The organism is Pseudomonas sp. B10, from assembly GCF_900156235.1.
Taxonomy (GTDB): Bacteria; Pseudomonadota; Gammaproteobacteria; order Pseudomonadales; family Pseudomonadaceae; genus Aquipseudomonas; species Aquipseudomonas siliginis.
Genome location: NZ_LT707063.1, coordinates 1,772,424 through 1,786,014 on the forward strand (window position 1 = coordinate 1,772,424; position 13,591 = coordinate 1,786,014).

General features: G+C 59.6%; 16 protein-coding genes. 3 read left to right on the forward strand and 13 right to left on the reverse strand.

Annotation, left to right across the window (positions count from 1 at the left end):
- The first annotated feature begins 146 nt into the window (after nt 1–146).
- Nucleotides 147–1,337 carry an osmoprotectant NAGGN system M42 family peptidase gene (locus BXA01_RS07850; protein WP_024013890.1) on the forward strand — a complete coding sequence of 397 codons (1,191 nt, stop codon included), beginning with the start codon at nt 147–149 and terminating at the stop codon, nt 1,335–1,337.
- 169 nt (nt 1,338–1,506) lie between these two features.
- Nucleotides 1,507–1,734 carry a YheU family protein gene (locus BXA01_RS07855; RefSeq protein WP_003172962.1) on the forward strand — a complete coding sequence of 76 codons (228 nt, stop codon included), beginning with the start codon at nt 1,507–1,509 and terminating at the stop codon, nt 1,732–1,734.
- Between the two features lie 5 nt (nt 1,735–1,739).
- Here BXA01_RS07855 and csrA read toward each other — a convergent pair whose 3' ends face one another.
- The 3 genes from csrA to BXA01_RS07870 all read right to left on the reverse strand — a co-directional run bounded on the left by csrA (nt 1,740) and on the right by BXA01_RS07870 (nt 3,270).
- Nucleotides 1,740–1,925: a carbon storage regulator CsrA gene (gene csrA / locus BXA01_RS07860; RefSeq protein ID WP_024013891.1), complete on the reverse strand. Its 186-nt coding sequence runs from the start codon at nt 1,923–1,925 to the stop codon at nt 1,740–1,742.
- Nucleotides 1,926–2,058: 133 nt separating this feature from the next.
- Nucleotides 2,059–2,391, reverse strand: coding sequence for a YnfA family protein (locus BXA01_RS07865; protein WP_016770946.1), 333 nt, complete (start codon nt 2,389–2,391; stop codon nt 2,059–2,061).
- 63 nt (nt 2,392–2,454) lie between these two features.
- On the reverse strand, nt 2,455–3,270 hold the full coding sequence (locus BXA01_RS07870; protein ID WP_076563780.1) for an SDR family oxidoreductase: 816 nt from the start codon (nt 3,268–3,270) through the stop codon (nt 2,455–2,457).
- Between the two features lie 331 nt (nt 3,271–3,601).
- Between BXA01_RS07870 and BXA01_RS07875 the strand changes: the two genes are divergently transcribed.
- The gene (locus BXA01_RS07875; protein ID WP_003183939.1) at nt 3,602–3,754 is read left to right on the forward strand and encodes a DUF3309 family protein; all 153 of its coding nucleotides are present in this window, start codon (nt 3,602–3,604) and stop codon (nt 3,752–3,754) included.
- 72 nt (nt 3,755–3,826) lie between these two features.
- On the opposite strand, the gene BXA01_RS07880 is transcribed toward BXA01_RS07875, so the two are convergent.
- From BXA01_RS07880 to BXA01_RS07925, 10 genes are all read right to left on the reverse strand, one after another.
- Nucleotides 3,827–5,920, reverse strand: a complete 2,094-nt coding sequence (locus BXA01_RS07880; protein ID WP_041478246.1) for an LTA synthase family protein — start codon at nt 5,918–5,920, stop codon at nt 3,827–3,829.
- A gap of 314 nt (nt 5,921–6,234) precedes the next feature.
- A complete protein-coding gene (locus BXA01_RS07885; protein ID WP_056788309.1) occupies nt 6,235–6,840 on the reverse strand; it encodes an START domain-containing protein in 606 nt (201 codons plus the stop codon).
- 40 nt (nt 6,841–6,880) lie between these two features.
- On the reverse strand, nt 6,881–7,135 hold the full coding sequence (locus BXA01_RS07890) for a YkgJ family cysteine cluster protein (protein WP_016770949.1): 255 nt from the start codon (nt 7,133–7,135) through the stop codon (nt 6,881–6,883).
- Nucleotides 7,136–7,298: 163 nt separating this feature from the next.
- The gene (locus BXA01_RS07895) at nt 7,299–7,772 is read right to left on the reverse strand and encodes a translation initiation factor 2 (RefSeq protein WP_076563781.1); all 474 of its coding nucleotides are present in this window, start codon (nt 7,770–7,772) and stop codon (nt 7,299–7,301) included.
- A gap of 78 nt (nt 7,773–7,850) precedes the next feature.
- The gene (locus tag BXA01_RS07900) at nt 7,851–9,290 is read right to left on the reverse strand and encodes an aminotransferase-like domain-containing protein (RefSeq protein ID WP_024013893.1); all 1,440 of its coding nucleotides are present in this window, start codon (nt 9,288–9,290) and stop codon (nt 7,851–7,853) included.
- A gap of 201 nt (nt 9,291–9,491) precedes the next feature.
- Nucleotides 9,492–10,304 (reverse strand): OmpA family protein, encoded by an 813-nt coding sequence (locus tag BXA01_RS07905; RefSeq protein ID WP_056788304.1) that lies wholly within the window; start codon nt 10,302–10,304, stop codon nt 9,492–9,494.
- On the reverse strand, nt 10,301–10,663 hold the full coding sequence (locus BXA01_RS07910; protein ID WP_076563782.1) for a DUF4398 domain-containing protein: 363 nt from the start codon (nt 10,661–10,663) through the stop codon (nt 10,301–10,303). The genes BXA01_RS07905 and BXA01_RS07910 overlap by 4 nt, the downstream gene beginning before the upstream one ends.
- Before the next feature lie 9 nt (nt 10,664–10,672).
- Nucleotides 10,673–11,494 (reverse strand): substrate-binding periplasmic protein, encoded by an 822-nt coding sequence (locus tag BXA01_RS07915; RefSeq protein ID WP_076563783.1) that lies wholly within the window; start codon nt 11,492–11,494, stop codon nt 10,673–10,675.
- A gap of 81 nt (nt 11,495–11,575) precedes the next feature.
- On the reverse strand, nt 11,576–12,505 hold the full coding sequence (locus BXA01_RS07920) for an electron transfer flavoprotein subunit alpha/FixB family protein (RefSeq protein WP_076563784.1): 930 nt from the start codon (nt 12,503–12,505) through the stop codon (nt 11,576–11,578).
- Nucleotides 12,506–13,255 (reverse strand): electron transfer flavoprotein subunit beta/FixA family protein, encoded by a 750-nt coding sequence (locus tag BXA01_RS07925; RefSeq protein ID WP_007908338.1) that lies wholly within the window; start codon nt 13,253–13,255, stop codon nt 12,506–12,508. It lies immediately after the preceding gene.
- Nucleotides 13,256–13,591 lie beyond the last annotated feature (336 nt).

Consider the following 13,591-nt stretch of genomic DNA (forward strand, 5'->3'; position numbering starts at 1 on the left):
CGCTGGCAAGCCAGCTCCAACAGTTCCCGCGGTATACACAACACTGTGGGAGCTGGCTTGCCAGCGATGAGGACCGATCAGGCGCCACAAATCTTTCTCTCATCGAAACCATCGGTGTGCTCAACCCATCAGGAGTTTCCATGACCATGACCACACAAATCCCTGAACCGGATCTGGCTTACCTGCAAAAAGTCCTGCTGGAAATGCTCGCGATTCCCAGCCCTACCGGTTTCACCGACACCATCGTGCGCTATGTCGCCGAGCGTCTCGAAGAGCTGGGCATTCCGTTTGAAATGACCCGGCGCGGCACCATCCGCGCGACGTTGAAGGGCAAAAAGAGCAGCCCTGACCGCGCGGTGTCTGCGCACCTGGACACCATCGGCGCTGCTGTGCGTGCGGTGAAAGACAACGGTCGCCTGACCCTCGCCCCGGTCGGTTGCTGGTCGAGCCGTTTTGCCGAGGGCAGCCGGGTCAGCCTGTTTACTGACACCGGCGTGATTCGCGGCAGCGTGTTGCCGCTGATGGCGTCCGGGCACGCCTTCAACACCCAGGTCGATGAAATGCCGATCAGCTGGGACCATGTCGAACTGCGTCTGGATGCCTACTGCACGACCAAAGCCGATTGCGAATCGCTGGGCATTCATGTCGGCGACGTGGTGGCCTTCGATCCGCTGCCGGAGTTCACCGAAAGCGGCCATATCAGCGCGCGCCATCTCGACGACAAGGCCGGTGTTGCCGCATTGCTCGCTGCGCTCAAGGCGATTGTCGACAGTGGCCAGGAATTGAACATCGATTGCCATCCACTGTTCACCATCACCGAGGAAACCGGCAGCGGCGCAGCGGCGGCATTGCCGTGGGACGTCAGCGAATTTGTCGGCATCGACATCGCACCGGTCGCCCCCGGCCAGCACTCCAGCGAACACGCGGTGAGCGTGGCTATGCAGGATTCCGGCGGGCCGTATGACTATCACCTGTCGCGGCATCTGTTGCGTCTGGCCGATGAACACGAATTGCCGGTGCGCCGCGACATGTTCCGCTATTACTTCAGCGATGCGCACTCGGCCGTCACCGCCGGTCACGACATTCGCACCGCCCTGCTCGCCTTCGGCTGCGATGCCACCCACGGCTACGAGCGTACGCACATCGACAGCCTGGCGGCGCTCAGCCGACTGCTTGGCGCTTACATTCTGAGTCCGCCGGTCTTTGCCAGCGATGCGGCGCCAGCCAATGCTTCACTGGATCGCTTCAGCCATCAGATCGAGCATGACACGCAGATGGAAAGCGAAACCCGCGTGCCGCCGGTGGACAGTCTGGTGGGGCAGCGTTCTGACAGTTGAGCCTTCGGTGAACAGATAATCGCCTTCGCGAGCAGGCTCGCTCCCACAGGGATCGCAATTCAAAGGTGGGAGCGAGCCTGCTCGCGAATGGGCCGGCAAGACCGATACAGAACTGGCAGACGAAACCCATTCCCCGTAGCATCCCGACATTGATTTGACCGAGGTGCCCATGCTCATCCCCCACGACGCGCTTGAAGTCGACACCCTCACCCGCCTGATCGAGGATTTCGTCACCCGCGACGGTACCGACAACGGCGATGACACTCCGCTGGAAACCCGCGTCCTGCGCGTGCGCCAGGCATTGACCAAAGGCCAGGCCCTGATCGTGTTCGACCCGGAAAGCGAACAGTGCCAGCTGATGCTCAAGCACGACGTACCCAAGCATCTGTTCGACTGAAGCCGTCAGCCAGCCTTCGCTGCGGCCTCCTTGCGCTTGATCCGGTCATAGACCTCGGCGCGGTGTACATGGACCTTTTTCGGCGCCTCGACGCCGAAGCGCACGCTGGAGCCGTTGACCGACAGAACACGCAGGGTGATGTCGTCTCCAATTGAAATCAACTCACCGACCACACGGCTGAGTACAAGCATGGGATTCATCCTTCAGGACTGGCAAACCCTGAAGATGCGCGGCTTACAGCGTCTTCACAATCCACGACGAGCAAATCAGTCTTGCCCTACAGGCGCCCACGCCCAGAGCTGTCAGACGCTTCGCACAAAAGCCTCAGGCGGCGGAAAAGCGCGGCCCGAACAGAATGATGCTGGCACCGACCACGCACAGCGCCATGCCGATCCAGTCCGAGCCCAACGGACGCACCCGCTCGACCACCGCCAGCCAGCCAATCGAAGCAACGATGTAGATCCCGCCATACGCGGCATAGGCGCGCCCGGCGTAGGCCGCTTCAACACGGGTCAGCAATAGCGCGAACAGGGTCAGGCTGAGCAATGCGGGAATCACCCACAACGCACTCTTGCCCTGGCGCAGCCACATGTAGAAGGCAAAACAGCCGGCGATTTCAAACAGCGCCGCAAGGAAGAACCACAAGTAATTGAGCATGGAGGCGTCTCGACAGGGTGACCGTGGCGGCCACCCTAACGACGCGGCGGGAATCGAACAAGATCAAGCGTTGTTTTGTTTGGCCTTGGCGCGCATTTTCTCGGCCATGGAAGTCATTTCGTTGTAGAGCAGTTGCGGATTCTTTTGCTTGATTGCCCAGGCCATGCGCCCTTGTTCGTGGGGCAGAATCAAGAATTCGCCGGCGGCGACTTGCTGATAGATGTAGTCAGCGATGTCGGCTGCGCTGATCGGCGAACTTTCCAGCAACTTGCCGACCTGGGCTTTCATGGCCGGGGTCGGGCCACGGAAAGAATCGAGCAAGTTGGTCTGGAAGAACGACGGGCAAACCACATGCACCGCCACTTCCTGCTGCGCGAGTTCGATCAGCAGACTTTCCGACAACGCCACTACGCCGGCCTTGGCCACGTTGTAGTTACTCATTGCCGGGCCTTGCATCAACGCGGCCATGGAGGCGATGTTGATGATCTTGCCCTTGCTCTCTTCCAGCAGCGGCAGGAACGCCTTGCAGCCCTTGACCACGCCCATAAGGTTGATCGCGATCTGCCAGTCCCAGTCTTCCAGCGACAATTCGCTGAAAAACCCGCCCGAGGCGACGCCGGCATTGTTGACGATGATGTCGATGCCGCCGAGCTTCTCTTCGCAGGCCTGGGCGAATGCGGTGAGCTGGCTGTAATCGCGCACGTCGCAGCGCTGGATGAAACCGTCACCGCCCGCCTCGCGCACCAGCTTCAGGGTTTCCTGCAGGCCGGGCTCACTGACATCGGACAAGGCCAGCCGCCAGCCTTCACGGGCCCAGCGCAGGGCGATTTCGCGACCCAGGCCTGAGCCTGCACCAGTGATCATCATGCGATTTTGCATAGCGGACAGCCTTGTTGTTCCGGGAGAGATGCGCCGAGTGTAGCGAAGGAAGTTCGTTCACCCACGCTCCATCCAGTTGCTGAATGGAGGATCAAAAGATTCCAGCCGTCATTGTTTTCCGGTTGGTCTCATTTAGGAGCTGACGAGTGCAACGAGGCTGCGATCTTTTTGCTGGAAAGGAAATAACCGAGCAATCCAAATACATTAAAAAAACATTGAATTTTTTTTCATCGGCGCAAGTCGGAACATGTAAGCCGGCTGGAATTTAGTTGCTCTCCAGCTGCCCACTGAGCATCAAGACTCTTCCAGACTCTGAACAAGGAAATCACCCATGGGCACAATTCTAATCATCATCCTGATCCTGTTGCTGATCGGTGGTCTGCCGGTCTTCCCGCACTCAAGAAGTTGGGGTTATGGCCCGTCGGGCATTATCGGCGTGGTGTTGGTCGTGCTGCTGGTGCTGTTGTTACTCGGCAAGATATGACGATTTGAAGCGGTAAAAAAAGAGGCCCTTGTTCAAGGGCCTCTTTTTTATTGCGTGGACTTTAAGAAGTGATCAGTCCGGCTTGCCATGAATAACACCGGCGGTGTTATCGAGCAGGCTCTTGGTCGCGGTTTGCAGGAACGCCTCAAGTTTGAGTTTGAGTTCGGCAGTGCGCGGCGCGTCCGGCACAACTTCGGCGTGCGGGTTGGCGCCGAGCTGGTATTGCCAGATTTTCGGGCCCATGTCCTTGTCACGTGGCAGCACCAGAATCTGGTCGGCGGTGACGATGGCGGTGGTCTGTTCGCTGCCCGATGGCTTGATCACACCGAAACCGGTATCGCCCTGCGGCAGGTTGAGCAGGTCACGGCCCCAGCACTGGTGACGCACTTCGCCACCGAGACGGCCCATGATGGTCGGCACGATGTCGATCTGCGTGCCCACGGTGTGGTCGCGGGTACCGAACTTCTGCTGAATGCCCGGGGCAATCATCAGCATCGGCACGTTGAAGCGACCCAGGTCCATTTCGGTGATCTGGCGCTCGTTGCCGAAGCCGTGGTCGCCGACGATGACGAACAGGGTTTCGTTGAAGTACTTCTCTTTGCGCGCCTTCTCGAAGAACTGGCCGAGCGCCCAATCGGAGTAGCGCATCGCGGTCAGGTGTTCGTTGAGGCTGCCCCGGTCAGTCACGCGCTCGACCGGCAATGGCGTCGGCAAGGCGTACGGCGTGTGGTTGGACAGGGTTTGCAGCAGCGCGTAGAACGGCTTGCCGTTTTCCCGCGCCTTCAGTTCTTGCAGGCCACGATCGAACATGTCCTGGTCGGACACGCCCCAGGTCGGATCGGAGAACACCGGATTGACGAAGTCATTGCGGCCAACGAAGTTGGTCATGCCCTGGTTGCTGAAGAAGCCCGACTGGTTATCCCAGGCGAAGTCGCCGTTATAAACGTAGACGTCGTCATAGTCGCGGGCGCTGAGCAGCTGCGGCAGGCCGGACAGTTTGTGGCTGCCTTCCGGGGTCTGCATCAGGTACTCGAAACCTGGCAGGTTGGGGAAGCAGGCCATGGTCGCGAACATGCCCTGGTGGGTGTGGGTGCCGTTGGAGAAGAAGCGGTCGAACAGCAGACCTTCCTTCGACAGCTTGTCCAGGTACGGGGTGATATTGCCTGGCGCGCCCAAAGCACCGACCGAGTGACCGGCCATGCTTTCCATCAGGATCACCACGACGTTCTTGATCGGCAGGGTCTTGTCGGCCGGCGGCATGTAATCACGGCGAACAGCGGCGATGTCGGCATCGACCAGTTTGTCGTCCGGCATCAGCAGCATGTCGCGCACCACTTGCTGCGCCTGTTCCTGGGGCAGCGTGGCTTTCCAGATGTTGTCGCGGTCTTCGCCCATGCGCGCCTTGGCTGCGGCGACCAGCGACAGCGTGCCATTGAGGCCGAGCTGGTTGGCGAAGTTGGAATCGGTGGTGTAGACGTCACCCCAACGCATCGGCGGGCCTTGACGCAAGGTGCCGCGAGCGGCGACCACGCAGATCAGCAGGCAGACCACGAACACCGCCAGGCGGGTGTACCACGGCGCAACCTGACGGGAGCTGACGCTGCCGCCGCTGAACGGTCCGCGCGGGCGGGTGGCGCGGTCGGCGCCTTTGAATGCCAGGGTCAGAATGACCGTGCCGATCACCCACGCCAGCACGTAGCGCACCACCGGGAAACCGTACCAGAGCATGCTCATTACGGTTTTCGGGTCTTCTTTCACGTACTGGAAGACCAGACCATTGAGGCGCTGGTGAAACTCGCGGTAGAAGTCCATTTCCATCAGGCCGAGAAACAGCGCGATGCTCGAGGCGACGGTCAGCCACAGACGGAAGAAACCGCGCGCGGCCATGGCCCGGGCACTGAACAGCGCCAGCACCAGCGGAATGCACAGGTAGACCACCAGGCGCAGGTCGAAACGCAGGCCGTTGACGAACGCTTCAAGGAAGGTCGCGGCCGGGGTGTCGAGGATCATCTCGCGGTTGTAGACCAGCAGCGCGAGGCGCAGCGCGGAAAACATCACCATCATGACCAGCGCGCACAGCAGCGTGTAGGCCAGATGCGATTTGACGGTCGGTTGCAGCAGACGAGCAGAAGATCGCTGCTGACTCAGGGCGTCCGGGTTTGCCATGTCGTTTTAGGACCCATTGGAAGTTGAAGTTGCAAAAATACAGCGGCGCCAGGCCCTCTATTGGTCAGTCCAGACCCCGGGGCGTGCGCGGTGCGCAAATGTTGCACGATCGTTCACACCATTGCCATTGATTACTGCCCTGCCCTTCGAGACTTTCATTCGAAGGGCTGGCAACGCAATGGCAGGCAACAAGTGCGGGCGAATTGTCTTGGAGACTTTGTGAAAATTTCGTGCAACGCATATCTGGAAATACAATTTAGAGACAAAACAAAACGCCCCGAATGGTTCGGGGCGTTTTGCTTACAGCCAATTGATTATTTCTCGGCGCGTTCTTTCAGCGCTTTCAGGGTATTGAATGGCGCATCGACCACAAACTTGTTGGCGACCATGGCCGGCACGCTACCGCCCGGTTCGGTGTGCACCTGATAAGTCACTTCAACCTGATCGCCTTTAGGCACGAACTTCCAGAAGCCTTTGACTTGCTGGACCCGCACGAAGCCTTTTTCTTCCGGCAGATAGGTCGGTACACCTTCAAGATTGCGGGTCAGGCTGCCATCGGCGCCCTCAACAGTGGTGATTTTCAACACCGAATCACGCGGGGTCACCGGCCATGGCGTATTGAATTGCGAATAGGTCCAGCTCAGATCGCCTTCGTGCTTGAGCAGTTTCTGGCTCTTGCATTCGTGAATCCACGCGCAGGCGCCGGAGACGTCTTCCTGCAAGGCACGCAGTTTGGCAACCGTGGTTTTCATCAGCGCGACGCCTTGGTAGGACTTGTAATCCGAACCGGGTATTTCGCTCAGGGAAACCTTGATGCCGTCTTCGTTCTTGGCCACTTTCCAGTCTTCCGCGTGGGCGACCGAAGTGGCAAGTACGGCAGTCAGACCACACAACACAGCGATACGGTGCAGCGAACCCATAGTGTTATTCCTTATTGTTGAAGTTCCGTTCGTGAACACATCATGCCGCCGTCATCTGCTCCCACCAGCCGATCAATCTGATCGCTTCTTCTGAACTGCTGCCGCAAACCTCGACATCCGCAGCGAAACCCGAGCAGACAGCCGGACGTTCCGGACGGCCGAAAATGCTGCACAGGTTATCGACCGACAGTTGCACGCAACGTTCGCCGGCGGGTTTGCCATCGGGCATGCCGGGGATCGGCGAACTGATGGAGGGGGCAATGCAGCAAGCGCCACAGCCTTCACGGCATTTCATGACGAACAGATCCTCGCGACGGGCGATGTGTAAAGAGACGGGGAACAGAGTAACCGCTAAAACAGCTGTTTCAAATTGCTGCAAGCGGCTTTTCAACGATAAGTAAAAGTGACCGGGCAGTCTCCGACGAAGCGTCTGGTCTGCGCGTTGCATAGGGCTGCATCTATTGCTTGAATTCGAAATCCAGCGCCGCGCCTTCCACATCGCGTCGCGCTTCGTTGCGCAATTGCAACTCCATTTCATTGCTGAGCAAGCGGCCGTTGAGCTGGAAGCCGTTATCTTTTTCGCCAAACATCTGCGGCAGGATCGCCTCGCGTTTGGGCAGTTCTACGGTGCCCTGTGGCTTCAGGTCTTCAACCATATCCTTGGGCAGGCTGAGATCGAGTTTTGCCGGCGGCAATTTGGTCTTGGCCACTTCGCTCGCGGATTTCGACTTCGAGGCAACCGGGCGGCGCTTCTTCACCGTGGCGTTTGTTTTGGCCTGGGCTTTTTTTGCCGGAGCCACGGTTTTGACGGCTTTCTTCGTCGTACTGGTCGCTGCCGGTTTTTCCTGGGCTGCGGCCGCCATGACACCCGGTGCCTGACCGATCATCAACAAACCCAGCAATACCCACGCGGCAGGAACAATGGCTTTCATGGACCCAACGAACTAACGGCAGAGGGCCACATGCTCGCTTGTTGTGCGTCACATGACAAGCCTCAGCGCCCTCCCCGTTCAGAATCCGCCAGCGGTTTCCTGACACAGTTGGGTGGCCAACAGACCCAGCGTCATCAGCGCCCGCTCCGCCTCGCGGTTCCACGGAATGCCGCAGTTGAGGCGGATACAGTGGTTGAACTGCTCGGTATTACTGAAGATCAGCCCCGGTGCGATGCTGATGCCTTGTTGCAGCGCGCGGACATGCAATTCCTGAGTGTTGACCCGCCCCGGCAAGCTCACCCAGAGGATGAAACCGCCCGTGGGCCGGGACATCTGCGTGCCCTCAGGGAAGTGCTGCTGCACCGCCAGCTGGAACGCGCTGAGGTTTTTCCGGTACTCCTGACGGATGTAGCGTAAATGCCGGTCATAACCGCCGTTTTCCAGATAGGCGGCAATCGCCATCTGCGTGACGCTGCACGCCGAATGGGTGCTGAAGGTTTGCAGGCGCTGGATTTCCTGTTGGTATTTGCCGGCGATCATCCAGCCGATACGCACACCTGGCGACAAGGTTTTGGAGAAGCTCGAGCAGTAGATCACCCGATCCAGCCTGTCGTAAGCCTTCAGCGCCTTGGTACGGCCCTGCTCGAACATCAGTTCGCCGTAGATATCGTCTTCGACAATCTGAATGTCGAAATCCGAGGCCAGACGCAACAACTGTTTCTGCCGCTCTTCCGGCATGGTCCCGCCGAGGGGATTGCTCAGGCGCGTGGTCAGCACCAACGCCTTGATCGACCACTGGTTGGCGGCCAGTTGCAAGGCTTCCAGGCTCATGCCGGTGGCGGGGTCGCTGGGGATTTCGATGACCTTCAGGCCAAGCAGATCGGCCAGTTGCAGCAGGCCGTAATAGGTCGGTGATTCGGCAGCGATCAGATCCCCCGGCCGGGTCAGCACGCGCAACGACATCTGCAAGGCGTCGACACAGCCGTGGGTGATCACCACTTCCGACGGATCGACCACCACGCCAGCGTCACGCATACGGATCGCGACCTGCCGGCGCAGCGGTTCGAAGCCGGGGCTGAACATGTAGCTGAACGCCCGTGGGCTGTGAAACCGGGTGACCTTGGCCAGCTGCTGATGCAGCGCGCGCACCGGCAGATAATCGACACTCGGCACCGCAGCGCCCAGCGGAAACACGCCTTCGCGCCGCGACTCGACCAATACCTGCTGGATGATGCTGCTGCGCGTCACCAGCCCCGGCCGTTCGACCCGGGCAATATCCGGCGTCGGCGCGGTCAGCGCTGGGGTCTGGTGCACGTAGTAACCCGACTGCGGTCGGGCGCGGATCAGGCCCTGATCTTCAAGGTTGGCGTAAGCCTGCAACACCGTCGCATGACTGACGTTGAGCTGCGAACTCATCTTGCGCACCGAAGGCACGCGCTCCCCCGGTTGATAGACACCACGGCGGATGTCTTCGGCCAGTTGCTGAGCAATACGTTGGTAGAGCAAGAGATTGGTCATGACGCAGCACTCGATTTCACGGGCGTTTTATTCTTGTCTGAAACAATACCGGAACAGTTTAGAAGTGTACTGGGACAGTTGCCAGATTACTCGACCGTACAGTGGGGTGTCTGCCCCATCTGTACGGTTTTGCGCAGCAATCGACAGACATAAAAAAGCCCGGCACTGCATGACAGTCCGGGCTTTCCAGAGACGCAGCCCTTAGCGGGCGGCGCCGAGCTGGCCTTTTTCGTCAGAGAACACGATCTCTACGCGGCGGTTCTGCGCCCGGCCACGCTCGGAGGCGTTGGCATCGACCGGGAACTGGTCGCCATAACCTTCGACCTGAATGCGTTTTTCATCGATGCCCAGATCGACCAGCACGTCAGCTACCGACTGCGCACGATCGCGGGACAGTTTGAGGTTTTCCTGTTTGCCACCGGTGCTGTCGGTGTAGCCCTCGATGCGCACCACGCGCTTGGGGTTGAGTTGCAGGAACTGGACGATCTTCAGCACGACGCGGTTGGCCGAGTTTTTCAGTTCCGCCTGGCCGGTGTCGAACAACACGTCGCCGAGGGTCATGACCAGCCCCCGATCGGTCTGTGTGGTGGCCAGCGCCTCGATCTGTTCCTCCAGCCACTTGCCCTGCTGCTGCACACTGAGCAGCTTCGACTCGCGCAGAGCCAGTTGCAGACGCTGACGCTCAAGCTCGAGCTTGGCTGCGCGTTCCTCGTTGAGCGCCTGGTTGGTGTGCTCGCGGGCGATTTCGCTGTAGCGCTGGCTCAGGTAGGCGTAATGCACCACGTCGGCACCGCTGCCCCAATAGGTCGACAGCCGATCGGCACGGGCCAGGGATTCGCCGGCGCGGATCACGTCTTTCGGCGCAATGCGCAGGACGTTGGAATCTTCCTTGACCTTCTGGAAATCAGCGCCGGCCTGTTGCAGCGCCGCCTCGCTGTGCTGGCCAGCGCAGCCGTACAGGCTGGCGCAACCGGCAAGAAGCAGGATGCCGAGAGCATTGGACTTGAGGCTCATTGCGCTTCCCCCAGTTGCAGCTGCTTGCGCAGGCGGACAATGCGGGTATTGAGCACATTCAGCTGTTCTTCACTTTTTTTCGTCAGCACCTTGGCCTCGGCCAGACGTGCATCCAGTTCGGCCTGCTCGGCACGCATGCGCGCGTTGCGATAGGACTCGTCGGCCATGCTGCCTTTGGCGCGGTTGTATTTTGTTTCGGCCAGTTGCATTTCCGGCACTTCGTCAGCGGTGGCGCCGACTGCCTTGGCCTGCATGATGGCTTGTTCGGTCAAACGCATTTGTTCACTGGGTGCCGGATCGGATGCGCACCCGGCCAGGGCCAGAACGGCCACAGCCGCGAAAAGAGGTCGAATACTCACTAAGAATCCCTACTGTTTTGGGGCACTGACAGGTTGTGGCGACTGTTGCTGTTGCGCCTTCCAGCGCTCGATGTTGCGTTGCAGCGCGGCTTCCGTCAGTCCGGACGCGGGCAATTCTGTCATCTTTTTGGCGAGCTGTCCGCGCAACCACGGATCGTTGCAGGCCGAGTTATGCGAAACCGCGAGGAACAGACCCGGCCGGTCGATGGGTTGTTCGAACGCTAACAGATCGCTGGTCATGCCCAATGTCTGCGCGGCGGCCAGGCCTGAGTAACGTCCGGCGAGGACATATTCCACCTCGCCCAACAGCAGTTTCTGTAATGCCTCGGTAAGGTTTGCTGTGCGGGTCAGGGTCAGATTCTGTTCGGCGAAAGTGCCGAATGCCTGGGTCATCCGAGACTTTTCCGACACCGCGCCGGCATGGCCTTTCAGGTCGCCGGCCTCGGCATAGGTCAGCGTCGAGCCTTTGCGCGTCCACACCAGATAGTCGTTTTCCAGCAGTGGCGGATGGATGTAGTCGAGGTTTTCCAGCTCATTCACGGTCAACGGCGCGTCGGCCAGCATGTCCATGCGCCCGCTGCGCACTTCATCGAGGGCCTGCGAGCGTTTGCCGGCGTAGAGCAGGTCAACTTTGATGCCCAGATCCTTGGCCACTTGCTGCAGCACATCGGCGCTAGCGCCGATCAGGCGTTTGGGATTTTGCGGGTCCTGCCACAGATAGGGCGGCGCATCCGGGCTGCCGGTGACAACCAGGCGCTCGCACTTACCAGCGGCCGTGGCCAGACCTGGCAACAGCACCCATCCCAACAACCATCCGCAGCGCAGATCCATGGCAAAACGCTCCCGCTTGAAATTCGAGACAAAAAAAAGCCCGACCAACAGGCCGGGCTCTTTATAAGTGAAGACGCCGGATTAGACCAGCTTCTCCAGCTCAGGTACTGCTTCGAACAGATCCGCCACGAGACCGTAATCGGCCACCTGGAAGATCGGCGCTTCTTCGTCCTTGTTGATCGCAACGATCACCTTGGAGTCTTTCATACCGGCCAGATGCTGGATCGCGCCGGAGATACCGACGGCAATGTACAGCTGTGGCGCAACGATCTTGCCGGTCTGACCGACCTGCATGTCGTTCGGTACGAAACCTGCGTCAACCGCAGCGCGCGAAGCGCCAACAGCAGCGCCGAGCTTATCGGCCAGCGCGTACAGGTGTTTGAAGTTGTCACCGTTCTGCATGCCGCGACCGCCGGAAACGACGATCTTGGCAGCGGTCAGCTCAGGACGGTCGGACTTGGCCAGCTCTTCGCTGACGAAGCTCGAAGTACCGGCGTCGTGGGCAGCGCCAACAGCTTCAACGGCAGCCGAACCACCTTCAGCAGCAACCGGATCGAAACCGGTGGCACGCACGGTGATCACTTTGATCGCAGCAGTCGATTGCACGGTAGCGATGGCGTTACCGGCGTAGATCGGGCGCTTGAATGTGTCAGCGCTTTCGACCGAGATGATCTCGGAGATCTGGTCAACGTCCAGCGCAGCAGCAACGCGCGGCAGGATGTTTTTGCCGTTGGAAGTGGCGGCAGCCAGAATGTGGCTGTAATTCTTGCCCAACTCTGCAACCAGCGGAGCAACGTTTTCCGGCAGCTGATGCGCGTAAGCGGCGTTGTCAGCATTCAGGACTTTGCTCACGCCAGCGATTTTCGCTGCGGCTTCGGCCACCGGACCTGCGCCCTGACCTGCTACCAGAACGTGGATGTCGCCGCTGATTTTGGCAGCAGCGGCCACGGTGTTCAGTGTGGCCGGGGCCAGCACTTTGTTGTCGTGTTCAGCAATAACCAAGATAGTCATTTAGATTACCTTCGCTTCGTTCTTGAGTTTTTCAACCAGTTCAGCCACCGACTTGACCTTGATGCCTGCGCTGCGTGCAGCCGGCGCTTCGACTTTCAGGGTCTTGTTGGTGGAGGCGGTGGAAACGCCCAAAGCGTCCGGAGTCAGCACTTCGAGAGGCTTCTTCTTGGCTTTCATGATGTTTGGCAGGGACGCATAGCGCGGCTCGTTCAAACGCAGGTCGGTGGTGACGATGGCCGGCAGTTTCAGCGAAACGGTCTGCGCGCCGCCGTCGATTTCGCGAGTCACGGCAACGCTGTCGCCGGAGACTTCGACTTTCGAAGCGAAGGTGCCCTGACCGTAGCCGCTCAGTGCCGCGAGCATCTGGCCGGTCTGGTTGTTGTCGCTGTCGATCGCCTGTTTGCCAAGGATCACCAGCTGCGGCTGTTCCTTGTCGACAACGGCCTTGAGCAGCTTGGCCACGGCCAGCGAGGTCAGGTCTTCAGCGGATTCGACGAGGATGGCGCGGTCGGCACCCAGAGCCAGTGCGGTACGCAGCTGCTCCTGAGCGGTGGTCGGGCCGATCGAGACGACGACGATTTCAGTCGCAACGCCCTTCTCTTTCAGGCGTACGGCTTCTTCCACGGCGATTTCGCAGAACGGGTTCATCGACATCTTGACGTTGGCGAGGTCGACGCCGGAATTGTCCGCCTTGACGCGGACCTTGACGTTGTAATCCACAACGCGTTTGACAGCTACAAGAACCTTCATGGATTCCTCGTTACTCTCCGGTGAAAAGAAAGTCGCCTAGGCGAACCTGGCGGATGATGCTCATCGGGCGACAAGGGCACCTCTAAAAACGCCGGCTTGAATGTGAGGTGATTCACTTCGCGAAGAGCGGTGACCGTTCGTCAGGGGTGACTGCCGGGTCATTCATTCTCACGCTGTGTAAACTGCGCGCCGGACTTGCGCTGCGCATCACCGTCTACTGCCTGTGCCCTGTCTTTAGAGGTGCTCTTGAAACCGCCAGTCTGCCTACGGCGAGCGCAAAACCGCCCGTATCTTGACCGGAACGCCCATTCTGGTCAATACGCCAAAATGCCCTGT